The following is a 14,937-nucleotide window of genomic DNA, read 5'->3' as shown; positions in this document are numbered from 1 at the left end:
TTATTGGAAATTTCGAATAAAGATTTTTGGCATGCTGATTTACAGGTTATAAAAAGGGTATTAAATCATTGTTAGGAAAATAAATGACAATAGATAAACGGTTTTTATTTCTTCTTCTAGAAAGCCTACAATTATTGCAATATTCCCCATGAACAATCGTTATACGTTTCATTAACGGTTAGCATCCGTGTAGATCATTCCTCTCAAAATAAAAACACTATAATTATGTGTAGACATGCATAAAACAAAATGGGCAATAGTTCGTACAATACTTTAACATTGTATCCTAGGGGGAGTCAGGATGAACAAAATTAACTTAATTATTGCCGATGATAATGAAGATTCGGTTGAAATTTTAGATTATTTTATAGAACAGCTTCCGGAATTTGAAGTTATTGGAACTTGTAAAGACGGAGAGCAGCTTGTACAAGAAGTGATGGCTAAGAGCCCAGATCTTTTGCTCGTAGACATTAATATGCCTACAGTTAACGGCGTAGATGCTATAAAGAAGTGCCTGCGCATTAAGCCAAATTTAAAGTTCATTTTTATCACCGGCTATGATCAATTTGCTGTGAAGGCGTTTGAACTGTCGGCACTGGACTACATTGTAAAACCGATTGAGAAAACAAGGCTTTATATGGCGCTAGAGCGGGCCAAAAACTCCATTGGAAATGAGAAAAATCAATTAAAAAGACTGCCTGTAAAATTTAATGGATCTACTTATTACATTCCAATTGATCAAATTATTTTTATTGAAAAATCTGGGAAAAAATGTTTAATCTATACTCAATCACGTGTCTATGAAACGTATGAAAATATTAGTGATATCTATATGTATTTGAATCCTTCTGTGTTTAGTCAAACACATAGGTCTTATATTGTAAATTTACAAAAGGTTTCGCACATTACGCCAAAAAATGAGACATATCTTGTTTATTTCTTAGAAATTGAGGAATATGCTCACATTTCAAAATTAAAAATTCAAGACGTTCAAAAACAGCTGCATCAGTTAATGACGAATTAAGAGATGCTGCTGCTTCTAAAAATAATCATGTTGATAAAAGGACGAAGCTTGTGTGAGTTTCGTCTATTTTATATGTCTGCTTTGGGAATGACTGATATCCATATAGTTCTTGTGAGGAAAGTTAGATAGAGAAAGTAAAGTTGAATTGAAAGGAAAGAAAATGATTTCAATTACTGGTCACTATAATGAATTTACGGTATTTCTGGCTGTTATTGTAGGGATTCTTGCCTCTTATACAGCACTTGATATTATGAGCAAAATGATAAACAAACAGCGGAACAATTATTTGTGGCTTACACTGTCAGCGGCTTCAATGGGGCTTGGAGTGTGGGCGATGCATTATATTGCGATGCTTGCTTATTATGTTCCTGTTAGCTTTCATTTTGATGTTGTACTTTCTGTCCTTGCTTTAATAATAGCGATTAGCGGATCACTAGGTGCGTTTTGGACATTTTGGAAATGGGGTACGTCGGTATGGTCAGGACTTATTCTGGGAAGCAGTATTCTCGGTACACATTATATTGCAATGGCGGCAATTGAAACAGAAGCGCACATTCATTATGTCTTGCTATCTGTTTTGCTTTCTATTATCGTTGCTCTGTTCGTTGCATTTTATGCTATGCACTTGTTTTTTCGTTCGAAAAGCGTCAAAGCTAATCCCTTTCTTAAACTTGTCAGTTCTATTTTGCTAGGTATTGGTATTTCAGTTATGCACTTCATTAGTATGTGTGGAATGAAGCTGCATATTGCACATTCGGTTGCTAGAAAATGGGGCCAGTGGCTGCCGTATCAAGCACCGTTTTCCAATATTATTGCAAGTATCACGATTACGCTACTCATTGTCTTCTTGCTTGTTGCTGCTTTTAAACGTCAGGAAGAAGTGAGAGACAGTCAATTAAAAGAAGAGTATTATCAATCTCTTTTTAACTACAACCCCAACATTGTGTGTGCGGTTGATTTGTACGGCAATATTCAAACGATTAATCCAAAAGGAACGGAACTAACTGGATACACGTTAAATCAAATGGAAAAGATTCCATTTTCTCATATGTTCAGAGAAGCTGAAAAAGCTGAAGAATATATGTGGAAATCCCTGAACGGAAACTCTGTTTATTATGAGGCAACGCTAATTCGTAAGGATAATCAGCCTGTATACGTTGAAGTAACGCAAATGCCCATTATTGTCCATGATCAAATTAAAGGCAGTTACGTCATTGCTAAAGATGTGACAGATCGAAAAATGGCTCAACAGCAGCTTATAGATTTACAAAAAGATTTAAAACGCACGCTTTCACAGCAAGATGGCGCTATTTTTAAATTTGTGAAAAGCGGTAACGGGTATATTCATACGATGTGTGAAGGTAACATGGTTAGTCAAATGGGATATGAGGAAATGGACGTGGTCGGCAAAACCCTTGATGAGTTTTTACCTGAATGCCATGCGGAAAAAAGTAAAGTTTATTATGATAAAGCATGGGCAGGAGAGAAAGTGTCATATGAAGGGATTTTGAATAATTTTGCTTACTATACAAAGTTAACGCCTCATATTTACGATGGCAAAGTAAAAGAAGTTATTGGTTCTATGGTAGATATTACAGATCTTCACGAAGCGCGAGAAAAGCTGGCCAAAAGTGAAAGCATGTATCGCTCCGTTCTATCTACGATGTCAGAAGGGGTTGTATTTCATGACCTTGAAGGAAATTTAATTGCTGCTAATGCGTACGCTGCTAAAATCCTGAATGTGGCTTACGATGAAATTCTGTCGGTTAATCCGTTTGGTTTAGACTGGGAAATTATTCATGCTGACGGCACGCCTTTTGCATTAGAAGACATTCCGTCGGTCAGGTGTCTTCATACAAAAGAGCCTGTGCGAAATACAGTCATGGGTATTTATTTAAATGAGAAAAAATTGACTTGGCTTTCGGTGAACGCTGAACCTCTTCAAGAAAGCAAATATTATAAAGGCGTAGTTGTGACATTTTATGATATTACGAAGCAGCAGGAACAAGAACAAGATTTGCTTCAGTCCAATCAGCAAATGATTATAGCAAAAGAAGAAGCCGAAAAGGCAAATCAAGCTAAGTCTGAGTTTTTATCAAAAGTAAGCCATGAACTTCGTACTCCTTTAAACAGTATTTTAGGTTATGCGCAGATATTGGAAGAGCAAGGAGAAAAAGATTTAACGGAAAAACAATTAAATCGTATACGAAAAATTTTAAAAGCAGGTAATCATCTTCTTTATTTAATAAACGAAACGCTTGATTTATCGAAAATTGAATCGGGTCATTTAGCTATTAATCTTGAACCAGTGTCGGTAAAAGAAGCGATTGAAGACGCGCTTAAAATTATGAAACCATTAGCAAAAGATAAGCATAGTATACTTTATACCCGCTTTCACGCTTCTCAGGAAGTCTTTGTTAAAGTAGATGAACTTCGGTTTCAGCAAATTTTATTAAATCTGCTTACCAATGCTATTAAATATTCACCTGCTTATCGCGATATAACTATCTATACTGACATCAATCAACATCACGTAACCATTTCGATTGAAGATAGAGGCTTTGGAGTTCCAGCTTCGGAATTAAATCGGATTTTTGAGCCTTTCTACCGTGTGAATAGACTAGAAAAAGACGGAACAGGTATTGGGTTGGCGCTTGTAAAGCAGCTTGTTGTCTTAATGAATGGAACATGCGGAGTGCGAAGTGAAGAAGGAAAAGGCAGTACATTTTGGGTTCGTTTTCCCTTAGTACATTCACCTGTTCCTGAACCTTTGGCTAACGCAGGTGCAGCAGAGACGTTTTTAGGTTTTTCCATGCCGATATCGATTGTGTATATTGAGGATAACGACACTAATATTGAGCTTATGCAATCGATTCTTTCTCCATATAAGAACGTTAAGCTCTTAGTTGCCAAAACAGGAGAAACTGGCATCGGGCTGATCGAGTCCATTTCACCGGATATAATTTTAATTGATATTGATTTACCTGATATGAATGGTTTTGAGGTATGTAAACAGCTTCAGCTGGAAAAAGAGTTGAAGCATATTCCACGAATTGCCCTCAGTGCAAGCGCAATGCAAAGCGATATCGATCAAGCTTTTTTAGTTGGCTTTAGTGAATACGTAACAAAGCCTATTCATATTTCAACGTTTTTAAACGTATTAAAACGCTTAACAAAAGCTTAACAAAAGTTAGAGAGCTTTTAATTGACTTATCATTGGACCTTTTGTAAAATAAAAACAACTTAATACATTTACTTCTTACGGAGTAAAGGGGAGTAGCGTCAGGGAAACCTGAAACAAAGTCGTCATTACATGGAATATTCCATCGGCTTTGTTGGCATAATGATTATGCTTAGCAAGACCTTTGCCATATTTGGCAAAGGTCTTTTTGTGTTTTATTCCGGTAATGAGGATAAATAAACTTATATAAAGAAACGAGAGGGGATTTTTATGGATGCATCGCTTTTGTTAGAGTACGGATGGGTATTGCTAGTACTGGTTGCATTAGAAGGAATTTTGGCGGCGGATAATGCTCTCGTGATGGCTATTATGGTCAAACATTTACCTGAAGAAAAACGCAAGAAAGCATTATTTTACGGATTAGCCGGTGCCTTTATTTTTCGATTTGGTTCACTGTTTTTGATTTCATTTTTAGTGGACGTATGGCAGCTTCAAGCTATAGGAGCCATTTACTTATTGTTCATTTCCATTAATCATATTGTGAAGAGATACGTGAAAAAAGGCGACCATGAAAAAGTGAAAGAAGCAGACGAGAAAAAGGGCTCAGGTTTCTGGATGACGGTTTTAAAAGTAGAAGTAGCGGACATTGCTTTTGCCGTTGATTCGATTTTGGCTGCCGTCGCTCTTGCCGTTACATTGCCAACAACAAATCTTCCTAAAATTGGAGGACTCGATGGCGGACAATTCCTGGTGATCTTTGCCGGAGGAATTATGGGATTGATTATTATGCGTTTTGCGGCAACTTGGTTCGTCAAGCTATTAAATACACGCCCAGGCTTAGAAACGGCTGCTTTTGCTATCGTAGGCTGGGTAGGTGTTAAGCTGGCAGTTTACACTCTTGCTCATCCAGAGTTAGGTATTATTAATGAACACTTCCCTGAATCAAAAGTGTGGAAGATTACATTTTGGATTGTATTACTTGCTATAGCAGCTTCAGGCTGGTTTTTATCTGAAAACAAAGAACAAACTGATCTTGGAGGCTCAGAGAAAGAAAAAGAATCGTTGAAAAAAATTGAAAATCAATAGTGTACAAAAACCGCGCCTTCAATGCGCATTGAAGGCGCGGTTTTTGTATTAAGATAAAATACCTAGTTTAGATTGTTTAGAGAAAGGGTAAAAGAACTAACTATTGTTTAATTACTGTATATTCGAATGTTTTGCTTTTTTGTTCATATTCTGTAGAGAACAGAGCGGGGAGTAATTCAGTTCAATGAAGTTTATTTCAGTTCATAAATATATATTTCAAATGTATGTTAATTGGTAAAATTGAGCTATTTTGAGTTATAATAAAGGGAAATTAAAAGGAGCAGAGGGCTTCTCAACCCTGCTTGTCATTAAAAGAATGGATATTAACATGGTATAAAGCAACTGAGTATAGTAAAAGAGGTGAAGCCAATGCTCACAAAAGTTCAAACGCCTCCATCGCTTGAAACGCTTGTACTGACGATTCAGCAAGGGGATAAACAATTACATAATGAGATGATTCAACAATATAAACCGTTTATTGCTAAAGTTGTTTCAGCTGTATGTAAACGTTATATAAGTGAAGCTGACGATGAATTTAGCATTGGTCTAATTGCGTTTAATGAAGCCATTGAAAATTATACGATCCAAAAAGGACGATCTCTGCTTGCATTTGCGGAACTTATTATCAAAAGAAGAGTAATTGACTATATTCGAAAAGAAAAGCGAAATCAAACGCTGCTCTATAGCCGAATTGAAAATGAAGGTTTTATTCAAGGTAAGGTAGAAAGGGATATATCGCTTTCTAACTATAAGAGGCAAAGCGAAACATCACATATTCAAGAGGAAATGACTTATTTTTCTCAGACGCTAAAATTGTTTGAATTAACTCTTGAAGACATTATTAATACGTCTCCTAAACATAAAGATGCAAGGGGAAATGCGGTAGAAGTTGCATCTTTTATCGTCAATGAAAAAGAATTAAAAGATAAGCTGTTTTTGAAGCGACAGCTTCCTATTCGCTTGATTGAAAAACATGTCAAAGTAAGCAGAAAAACAATTGAAAGAAACCGGAAATATATCATCGCGATGGTTATTATATTGGCTGGGGACTACGTATACTTAAAAGACTATATTATGTAAGAAAAAAAGGCACACGAGGTGCCTTTTTTAGCCATGTTATGAAATTGTGTTTTATTTTTGTGTGCTGCCGCTTAAGTGAGCTTGAGCTTGTTGTACTAAGCGTTTTGTGATTTCTCCGCCTACTGAACCGTTGCTGCGTGCAGCAGTGTCAGAACCTAGAGTTACCCCAAACTCTTGAGCGATTTCATATTTATATTGATCTAAAAATTGTTCTACGCCTGGTATTAATAATTTATTTGTTCTAGCCATAATTAGTCATCTCCTTTTTTAGTTGTACAGCAGTTCACTGCTGTACCTGTATTATTTGTTGTTAACCATTTTGCATACTGGTAATGGTTTGCAAGAAAGTATAAAAAAGCCCAGCTTCTTTGAAAGCTGGGCTTTTTTATATTATTTTACAACTGCATATTGCTCAAGAGACTGAGCAAATGACTTTTGAAGAGATTTTACTTGCTCTACGTATGCATCAGATACGTGTTGGAATTCTTGGCGCGTTTTCTTTTGCTCTTCTACTAATTGTGTTACTACTTGATGATATTGTTCTTGAGCTTGCTTTACTAGAGAATAGCTTGATTTGCTTTGGTTAAGAGAAAGCTCTTGTAATTTATTTAATGCTTCATGCGTGCGGTTTGTCCATTCTTCATAAGAATCGGCAACAGCGTTACCAGCTGTTTTGCGTAAGTTTTCAACAGTTTTTTGTTGAAGCTCTTCTAATTCAGCTTTCCATTGTTTATCTGTTGCTTGAAGTTGTTCAACTGCTTTTGTTACAAACTCTTGCTGTTGCTCAAGTGCTTTTAACGTCCATTGCTCAATTTGTTTGTTTCCCTCTGCAATGTTTTGTAACCCCTTTGTCCATTGCTCCCACATTGCATCAATTACTGTATCATACTTTACTGTTGACATAATCAAATTCCTCCTTGAATAATTTGGTCTGGCGAACAGTTATCGTAATGAACAAAACGTTAAAGAAGAAATTCGTAGTTGTGTAAAAGACCTAACATTCCGCGCTCGCTGATTGACCGTGAAATTTAACATTATATTAGGAAACGCAGGTGTGCTGCGTGAATCCCTTTAATCGTTTTCTTCCTCTTTTGATTCTTTTGACTTTTTAGAAGAAGAAGAGCTAAAAGGGAACAACATGTCGGTATACATGTGAAAAAATGAATCTAACATGTTTTGATACTGTTCAAGTGAATTAGCCCACATGCTTAAATATTGTTCACCGGCATCTGTTAATGAATAAATCCGGCGTGCAGGTCCTTCAGCTGATGTATCCCATTGCGATGTAATCAAGTTGTCTTTTTCAAGCTGTCTCAGCGTGCGGTAGACATTTCCTTGATCAACAGATGTGAATCCAAAGCTCATTAGTTGCTGAATGAGCTTATAACCATGTAGATTCCAACCTCTTAAACTTAAAAGAAGAAAAGGAACCATGAAGTTTTTTGGTGCACCGCTAATCGATTTTTCTAAGTTGTTTGAATTAGAGGTGTTATCTTTTTCACTTGATCCCAAGGTAATCACCCCTTCGAAAAAAGAGAATTTGTTTTCTATATGTGTAATTTACACCTAGATGAAAAAATTGTCAACACTTTAAAATATGTCTTTCAAATACAGGAAAAAAGAACGATTTTTAAGATTTCGACAAAAAACGTCAAAAAAATTCAAAAATAAACAAAGATTTAGAATTGTTTATTTTGGAAAACAAATTTATAATAGTACATGTAGGTAATTTTTATAACATTTATAATTTGTTGGTAAGTAAATTGTGAAAAGATTTACATTATCCAATAAATAAACGCAAAATTGGTTGCGTTTACTTAGAGCTTCTAATATGTCGCTTGTCACATTAAGTGTCTATATTGAAAGCCATCACTTTTAACGTACACAAGAAAGGAGATGGAGTTTTGGAACAGCAAAAAGTATTTGATCCGTTTCAAGCATGGAAAGACGTATATGACAAAACCGAATCTTACTGGGGTAAAGTTATTGGGGACAATATGAATCGTGAAGAATTTTCCCAGCTCATGGGAAATGTGTTAAATATGAACCTTCAATACCAACAGGCAGTAAATGAAGTAACGGGGCGCTATCTGCACCAAGTAAATGTACCAACAAAAGAAGATGTAGCAAATGTTGCGTCATTAGTCATCAATGTGGAAGAAAAAGTTGAGTTGTTAGAAGAGCAATTTGACGATCGCTTTGATGAATTAGAAGCAAAGCAAGAAAGTGCATCTGCTTTGAAAAAAGATGTAACTAAGCTGAAATCTGATGTCAAATCGTTAGACAAAAAACTCGACAAAGTTTTATCTCTTCTTGAAGGACAACAAAAAACACAAGACGAGTTAAAAGATACTATTCAAAAACAAATTAAAACTCAAGGTGAGCAGCTTCAGGCTCAGCTGTTAGAAAAACAAGAAAAATTAGCTGAAAACCCAAAGGCAGAAGCTAAAGCTGAAGCAAAACCATCAAATGCTCAAAAAACAGAGCAGCCAGCTCGCAAGTAAGGTATCGGGGATTTTATAACATCATTAACTGCTGTATTTACAGTAAAAATCATCGCTGAAGAAGCAAAGGGGAAATTTTTCATGACAACATTACAAGGTAAAGTAGCAATCGTAACAGGCGGATCTAAAGGTATCGGGGCAGCAATTACACGTGAGCTTGCTTCTAATGGAGTAAAAGTAGCAGTAAACTATAACAGCAGTAAAGAATCTGCAGAAGCAATTGTAAAAGAAATTAAAGACAACGGCGGAGAAGCTATTGCGGTTCAAGCTGACGTGTCTTATGTAGATCAAGCAAAACACCTAATTGAAGAAACGAAAGCTGCGTTTGGTCAATTAGACATTCTAGTAAACAATGCTGGAATTACGCGCGACCGTTCATTCAAGAAGTTAGGTGAAGAAGATTGGAAAAAAGTAATTGATGTAAACTTACATAGCGTATACAACACAACATCAGCTGCGCTAACGCATCTTTTAGAATCTGAAGGCGGTCGTGTTATCAATATTTCATCAATTATTGGTCAAGCGGGTGGATTTGGTCAAACAAACTACTCAGCTGCTAAAGCAGGTATGCTAGGATTCACTAAGTCATTAGCTCTTGAACTAGCTAAGACAGGCGTAACGGTTAATGCAATTTGCCCAGGATTTATTGAAACGGAAATGGTGATGGCGATTCCTGAAGATGTTCGTGCAAAAATTGTTGCGAAAATTCCAACTCGTCGCTTAGGCCATGCTGAAGAAATTGCACGCGGAGTTGTTTACTTAGCAAAAGACGGTGCGTACATTACAGGACAACAGTTAAACATTAACGGCGGCTTATACATGTAATAGATGCTGGCCCTGACTTTTGTCGGGGCTGTGCTTGTTAACTAACTACTAATGAAATGAAAGGGTGTGTATATTCGTGGCAATTCCTTACGTGCAAGAGTGGGAAAAATTAATCAAATCAATGCCAAGTGAATATAAAAGTTCTGCAAGACGTTTTAAGCGTGCATATGAAATTATGACAACAGAAGCAGAACCGGAAGTTGGATTAACACCAAAAGAGGTTATTTGGAAAAAGAATAAAGCGAAATTATATCGCTATACGCCAGTAAAAGATAACCTTCATAAAACACCAATCTTACTCGTATATGCACTGATCAATAAACCGTATATTTTAGATTTAACACCTGGAAACAGCCTTGTTGAATACTTATTAAACCGTGGTTTTGATGTGTATTTGCTTGACTGGGGAACTCCTGGCCTTGAAGATAGCAATATGAAGCTAGATGATTATATTGTGGATTATATTCCAAAAGCGGCGAAAAAGGTGCTGCGCACTTCGAAATCTCCTGATTTATCTGTTCTTGGTTACTGCATGGGCGGAACTATGACATCTATTTTTGCTGCGTTAAATGAAGATTTACCGATTAAAAACTTAATTTTTATGACAAGTCCATTTGACTTCTCAGATACAGGTTTATACGGAGCATTTTTAGACGATCGCTACTTTAATTTAGATAAAGCAGTGGATACATTCGGAAACATTCCTCCAGAGATGATTGACTTTGGAAACAAGATGTTAAAGCCAATTACGAATTTTTACGGTCCGTATGTAACGTTGGTCGACCGTTCGGAAAATCAGCGTTTTGTTGAAAGTTGGAAGCTAATGCAAAAGTGGGTTGCTGACGGAATTCCATTTGCTGGTGAAGCTTATCGTCAGTGGATTCGTGACTTCTATCAACAAAATAAATTAATCAATGGTGAACTTGAAGTTCGCGGCCGCAAAGTAGATTTAAAAAATATTAAAGCTAATATTTTAAACATTGCTGCTAGCCGTGATCATATTGCGATGCCTCATCAAGTGGCGGCTTTAATGGACGCTGTTTCGAGTGAAGATAAAGAATATAAATTACTGCAAACAGGCCACGTATCTGTTGTATTTGGTCCAAAAGCAGTGAAGGAAACATATCCTTCAATCGGCGATTGGCTAGAAAAACGTTCTAAATAAAATAAAGACTTCTTCTCAATATGAGAAGAAGTCTTTTTGTGTAATTAGACAATGTTGAATGACGTTTCTTTATGCCAGCTGACGGGATTTATGATATCTAATGACAAGTGAGGTGACTTCTTTTATACTAATGTAGTCAGCTTCTTAAGCATGGGATTTTTTACATGGATATTGCTATCTGTATAACAATAAGTATGCTTTGAGAAGAAAGAAGAAAACTATTAGTATTATAACGAAAAAGGAATGTCAGATTATGCCGCAAACATGGAAACGACGAGTAAGGCAGATGTCTTCAGCTCAAATTATTGTTACATTTTACATAGTGGCTGTTACGCTTGGATTTTTATTGCTTAGTATTCCAGAAGCTTTAAAGCCGGGAGTGAAGTTAGCATTTATTGATCGCTTATTTATTGCCGTTAGTGCGGTAAGTGTAACAGGGCTGACGCCTGTCTCTACTCCGGATACATTTAGTACGACGGGCTATTTTTTGCTCGCTTTTATTTTTCAAATTGGTGGTATTGGTGTAATGACACTCAGTACATTTATTTGGATGATTTTAGGTAAAAAAATCGGTTTAAAGGAACGTCAGCTCATTATGACAGACCATAATCAATCCCGTTTATCAGGATTAGTTGATTTGATGAGAAATATTTTATTTATCATTTTTGCCATTGAACTGATTGGCGCCATTGTTTTAGGATTGCATTTTCTCCGTTATTATTCGAGCTGGACAGATGCGTTTCTGCATGGTTTCTTTGCGTCTGTCAGCGCTACAACAAATGCTGGCTTCGATATTACAGGATCTTCATTTATTCCGTATGCCCATGATTATTTTGTGCAAGTGGTAACCGTTATTTTAATTACGCTTGGAGCGATTGGATTCCCTGTATTAATTGAAATTAAGCACTATTTTCTAACATTTAAAGATAAGCGTAAATTTCAATTTTCGCTATTTACGAAGCTCACGACAATCATGTTTTTTCTGTTGCTAGCAGGGGGAACAATCTTGATTCTCTTGCTAGAGCATTCAGGATTTTTAGCAGATAAATCTTGGCATGAATCGTTCTTTTATGCGTTTTTTCAATCCGCTGCCACAAGGAGCGGGGGAGTAGCTACTATGAATATTAATGAGTTCTCACTTCCTACGTTAATTATGATGAGCGCGATGATGTTTATCGGTGCTTCTCCGAGTTCCGTAGGGGGAGGAATTCGTACGACGACGTTTGCATTAAATATTCTTTTCCTGTTTTACTACGTAAGGGGAAATAAGACGATTAAAATCTTTCGCCGCGAAATTCATGAAGATGACATTATTAAGTCAGTAGCTGTATCGATGTTAGCCGTCATTATTTGCTCGATTTCTCTTCTTATTTTAAGTATTACAGAACATTTTTCTCTCATTGAGCTTATGTTTGAAGTGTGTTCCGCTTTTGGGACAACCGGTTTATCAATGGGCATTACAGGAGGGCTTTCTGACATCGGTAAATGCGTTATTATGATTTTAATGTTCATTGGCCGAATCGGTATGTTTTCATTTATCTTAATGCTTCGCCGTCCAACGTCTGGACCGGATTATCACTATCCGAAAGAACGTATTATTATTGGGTAAAAGAGGCTGGAATAAAATTATTTTAGTTGAAGGAAAACTCGAACGAGTTTGATTTTTGATGGAAAATCAAGCTCGTTCGGTTTTTTTTATTACGATGGTGAACGTAGCTTTCATGTATGCAGGTGCTTCTAGCGGTTGATTGGAGTGATTTGGTTATGTTTCAATCGCTTTTTTTACAGCTTTTTCTGCTTATATTGCTTATCAGAAGGTGCATTCTAAGAAAAGGAAGTTCAGTGAGCTTCCAAGCATAGGAGGGATACATGATGGCAAAGCGTAAAGTAGGATATAAATCAGCACTGACTAATAATAATACACCGAAAGAGAGCCTTTCAGACGCAGAATTTGCTGCTGAATATGCTGGCGGCGAGGAGCCGGCTAAAGGCGCGAACCGCAATTCTAAAAGAGGAAAGCAAGGTAAGTAACCATGAGCAAACATAAACAGAAAAATAAGCACATCGCAAGCACCGAAGCAAAACAAAAACAATTACTGCAAGAAGAATTCGGAGCGGAAATGGGCGATCCGAACGCAGCTAAAATATATGAATCCTTAGGAAAGACAAAGTCTGATAAAGAGCGCAACAAGAAAAAAGAATGTTAAAGAAAAAACCTCGGATATCCGAGGTTTTAGCTTACAATTGGAAGGCCAAATGCTTCTACAGGTGCTGAATAAAGTTTTGTGTCGTTTGCTTTTTGATCATAATAAGCAAGAAGAACAGATGGTTTTTCATTGATTTGTCCCGTTTGTTTATAATACATATAATCAAATGGAAGAATCTCTAAAATAGTGTGCTTGTATAATTCTTTTTCAGCAAGCTGTTCAGCTTCAAAAGCCTGTCCCATAATAGAAGGGTTAGCAAGCATTTGCTGATAGTAATGAGAGCGGACTTGCTTTTCTACTTTATCGTCCCACCAAGGCTTACGAGGCTTATGTTTTTGAGTTTGTAAATAATCAATTTTCATAAACCCTTCAATCATTTCTTCATTTGAAAAACCTTCTGTTTGAATATATTGTTTAAGGCGTTTGAATAAATCTTCGAGCTGGTGCCCGATTCGAACCCAACCCATTTCATCCCAATATGTTCCGAAGTTTTGGAAGAAATCAAAAGGTGTATCATAGCAGTGCTCTACTAAAAACTCGATTGTTTCATCCATTCGATGGTCATTCCAAAACTTTTCTAAAATATCTTCTACGTGTTTGATACGTACAACATCTGAAAATGGCAAGACGTTATTGCTTAAAATTTCATAAGGCGACTGATCCATGTATTGATAATTGTAGCGAGGCGCACTTAAACGTAAGCCAGTGCCGCGAAGCATTTTTAAAAAGCCTAACTGAAGCTCTTCAGGGCGAAGTGCAAATACATCATTAAACGTATTTTTAAATGAGTTATAATCTTCGTCCGGCAGTCCCGCGATCAAATCTAAATGCTGATCGATCTTTCCGCCTTCTTTTACCATTGTTACGGTACGCGTTAATTTTTTGAAATTTTGTTTGCGTTTGACTAGTTCATTGACGGCATCATTTGTAGATTGAACGCCAATTTCAAAGCGGAATAACCCTTTTGGTGCATGATCATTCAAGAACTGAATGACTTCTGGGCGCATAATATCGGCTGTAATTTCAAACTGAAATACGGTACCTTCACGATGTTCATCAATTAAAAATTGGAACATTTCCATGGCATAGCTACGGCTAATGTTGAACGTGCGGTCTACGAACTTAATCGTGCGGGCCCCGTTGTCCATCAAATAGCGAATATCTTCTTTTACTTTTTCTCGGTCGAAATAACGAACGCCTACTTCAATAGAAGAGAGACAGAACTGACAGCTAAATGGACAGCCGCGGCTTGTTTCAATATACACAACGCGTTTTGAAAGTTCTTGGCGGTCTTCTTCAAAACGGAAAGGAGAAGGCATTTCGCGCAGATCAATTTTATTTCGCTGTGGATTAACAACGGGTTTTCCTTCCTTTCGGAAAGCCACGCCGCTTACGTTTTCAAACTGACGCTCTCCGTGAAGTTCGTCTAACAGCTGCTTGAATGTTTCTTCTCCTTCACCAATAGCGATAAAGTCAGCTTCAGGAATACGCTCTAGCCAGTGAGTTACATCATATGTTACTTCTGGTCCACCAAATATAATGATGAGCTCGGGGTTAATCTTTTTCAGCATTTGTGCAACTTTAATCGTTTCTTCAATATTCCAAATGTAACAGCTAAAACCAATAATATCAGGGTTGCGTTTATATAAATCCGTGACAATGTTCATAGCAGGATCTTTAATTGTATATTCGGCCATATCCACTTTATAGTCAGGCTCGGCATAGGCTTTTAAACATCGAAGGGCTAAAGAAGTGTGAATATACTTCGCATTCAATGTACTGACAACAATGTTCATTCAAAAAGCTCCTTTTAACTCGTAATATGAAATCAATTTACTATTTTAGCACATTTGAGAAATAAAGTA

General features: G+C 36.7%; 14 protein-coding genes and 1 riboswitch. Of the genes, 10 read left to right on the top strand and 4 right to left on the bottom strand.

Annotated features, from left to right (window positions below):
* The first annotated feature begins 301 nt into the window (after positions 1-301).
* The 4 genes from ACLHDF_RS10410 (at position 302) to sigI (ending at position 6,371) form a co-directional block, all read left to right on the top strand.
* A complete protein-coding gene (locus tag ACLHDF_RS10410) occupies positions 302-1,024 on the top strand; it encodes a LytR/AlgR family response regulator transcription factor (RefSeq protein WP_413918768.1) in 723 nt (240 codons plus the stop codon).
* A 160-nt stretch (positions 1,025-1,184) separates the two neighbouring features.
* Positions 1,185-4,208 carry a PAS domain S-box protein gene (locus tag ACLHDF_RS10405; protein ID WP_413918767.1) on the top strand — a complete coding sequence of 1,008 codons (3,024 nt, stop codon included), beginning with the start codon at positions 1,185-1,187 and terminating at the stop codon, positions 4,206-4,208.
* Positions 4,209-4,283: 75 nt separating this feature from the next.
* Positions 4,284-4,378, top strand: a riboswitch (yybP-ykoY riboswitch).
* A gap of 97 nt (positions 4,379-4,475) precedes the next feature.
* A complete protein-coding gene (locus tag ACLHDF_RS10400; RefSeq protein ID WP_413918766.1) occupies positions 4,476-5,291 on the top strand; it encodes a TerC family protein in 816 nt (271 codons plus the stop codon).
* A gap of 369 nt (positions 5,292-5,660) precedes the next feature.
* Positions 5,661-6,371, top strand: a complete 711-nt coding sequence (sigI, locus tag ACLHDF_RS10395) for an RNA polymerase sigma factor SigI (RefSeq protein ID WP_413918765.1) — start codon at positions 5,661-5,663, stop codon at positions 6,369-6,371.
* Between the two features lie 51 nt (positions 6,372-6,422).
* Here sigI and ACLHDF_RS10390 read toward each other — a convergent pair whose 3' ends face one another.
* From ACLHDF_RS10390 to phaQ, 3 genes are all read right to left on the bottom strand, one after another.
* Positions 6,423-6,620 carry an alpha/beta-type small acid-soluble spore protein gene (locus tag ACLHDF_RS10390; protein ID WP_303530707.1) on the bottom strand — a complete coding sequence of 66 codons (198 nt, stop codon included), beginning with the start codon at positions 6,618-6,620 and terminating at the stop codon, positions 6,423-6,425.
* A 141-nt stretch (positions 6,621-6,761) separates the two neighbouring features.
* The gene (phaP, locus tag ACLHDF_RS10385) at positions 6,762-7,274 is read right to left on the bottom strand and encodes a polyhydroxyalkanoic acid inclusion protein PhaP (protein WP_413918764.1); all 513 of its coding nucleotides are present in this window, start codon (positions 7,272-7,274) and stop codon (positions 6,762-6,764) included.
* A 168-nt stretch (positions 7,275-7,442) separates the two neighbouring features.
* Positions 7,443-7,883 carry a poly-beta-hydroxybutyrate-responsive repressor gene (gene phaQ / locus ACLHDF_RS10380; RefSeq protein ID WP_413918763.1) on the bottom strand — a complete coding sequence of 147 codons (441 nt, stop codon included), beginning with the start codon at positions 7,881-7,883 and terminating at the stop codon, positions 7,443-7,445.
* Positions 7,884-8,275: 392 nt separating this feature from the next.
* Between phaQ and phaR the strand changes: the two genes are divergently transcribed.
* The 6 genes from phaR to ACLHDF_RS10350 all read left to right on the top strand — a co-directional run bounded on the left by phaR (position 8,276) and on the right by ACLHDF_RS10350 (position 13,072).
* The gene (gene phaR / locus ACLHDF_RS10375; protein WP_413918762.1) at positions 8,276-8,875 is read left to right on the top strand and encodes a polyhydroxyalkanoic acid synthase subunit PhaR; all 600 of its coding nucleotides are present in this window, start codon (positions 8,276-8,278) and stop codon (positions 8,873-8,875) included.
* A gap of 81 nt (positions 8,876-8,956) precedes the next feature.
* Positions 8,957-9,700, top strand: a complete 744-nt coding sequence (locus ACLHDF_RS10370; protein ID WP_013055938.1) for an acetoacetyl-CoA reductase — start codon at positions 8,957-8,959, stop codon at positions 9,698-9,700.
* Positions 9,701-9,776: 76 nt separating this feature from the next.
* A complete protein-coding gene (locus ACLHDF_RS10365) occupies positions 9,777-10,865 on the top strand; it encodes a class III poly(R)-hydroxyalkanoic acid synthase subunit PhaC (protein WP_013055939.1) in 1,089 nt (362 codons plus the stop codon).
* Between the two features lie 220 nt (positions 10,866-11,085).
* Positions 11,086-12,474 (top strand): TrkH family potassium uptake protein, encoded by a 1,389-nt coding sequence (locus tag ACLHDF_RS10360; RefSeq protein ID WP_413918914.1) that lies wholly within the window; start codon positions 11,086-11,088, stop codon positions 12,472-12,474.
* 263 nt (positions 12,475-12,737) lie between these two features.
* A complete protein-coding gene (locus ACLHDF_RS10355; RefSeq protein ID WP_413918920.1) occupies positions 12,738-12,896 on the top strand; it encodes a hypothetical protein in 159 nt (52 codons plus the stop codon).
* A gap of 2 nt (positions 12,897-12,898) precedes the next feature.
* A complete protein-coding gene (locus ACLHDF_RS10350; RefSeq protein WP_413918761.1) occupies positions 12,899-13,072 on the top strand; it encodes a hypothetical protein in 174 nt (57 codons plus the stop codon).
* 26 nt (positions 13,073-13,098) lie between these two features.
* Here the strand turns inward: ACLHDF_RS10350 and ACLHDF_RS10345 are convergent, their stop codons facing one another.
* Positions 13,099-14,868, bottom strand: coding sequence for a B12-binding domain-containing radical SAM protein (locus ACLHDF_RS10345; protein WP_413918760.1), 1,770 nt, complete (start codon positions 14,866-14,868; stop codon positions 13,099-13,101).
* Between the last annotated feature and the right edge of the window lie 69 nt (positions 14,869-14,937).

The sequence above is a fragment of the Priestia megaterium genome (genome assembly GCF_046599315.1).
Taxonomy (GTDB): Bacteria; Bacillota; Bacilli; order Bacillales; family Bacillaceae_H; genus Priestia; species Priestia megaterium_F.
The sequence above is the reverse complement of the archived record's forward strand: the minus strand, read 5'-3'. Positions and strand labels throughout refer to the sequence as shown.

What these genes read in the sequence shown, in the direction of transcription:
- ACLHDF_RS10410 (WP_413918768.1), top strand. Translation starts at nt 302, where the DNA reads ATGAACAAAATTAACTTAATTATTGCCGATGATAATGAAGATTCGGTT.
- ACLHDF_RS10405 (WP_413918767.1), top strand. Translation starts at nt 1,185, where the DNA reads ATGATTTCAATTACTGGTCACTATAATGAATTTACGGTATTTCTGGCT.
- ACLHDF_RS10400 (WP_413918766.1), top strand. Translation starts at nt 4,476, where the DNA reads ATGGATGCATCGCTTTTGTTAGAGTACGGATGGGTATTGCTAGTACTG.
- sigI (WP_413918765.1), top strand. Translation starts at nt 5,661, where the DNA reads ATGCTCACAAAAGTTCAAACGCCTCCATCGCTTGAAACGCTTGTACTG.
- ACLHDF_RS10390 (WP_303530707.1), bottom strand. Translation starts at nt 6,620, where the DNA reads ATGGCTAGAACAAATAAATTATTAATACCAGGCGTAGAACAATTTTTA.
- phaP (WP_413918764.1), bottom strand. Translation starts at nt 7,274, where the DNA reads ATGTCAACAGTAAAGTATGATACAGTAATTGATGCAATGTGGGAGCAA.
- ACLHDF_RS10370 (WP_013055938.1), top strand. Translation starts at nt 8,957, where the DNA reads ATGACAACATTACAAGGTAAAGTAGCAATCGTAACAGGCGGATCTAAA.
- ACLHDF_RS10355 (WP_413918920.1), top strand. Translation starts at nt 12,738, where the DNA reads ATGGCAAAGCGTAAAGTAGGATATAAATCAGCACTGACTAATAATAAT.
- ACLHDF_RS10350 (WP_413918761.1), top strand. Translation starts at nt 12,899, where the DNA reads ATGAGCAAACATAAACAGAAAAATAAGCACATCGCAAGCACCGAAGCA.
- ACLHDF_RS10345 (WP_413918760.1), bottom strand. Translation starts at nt 14,868, where the DNA reads ATGAACATTGTTGTCAGTACATTGAATGCGAAGTATATTCACACTTCT.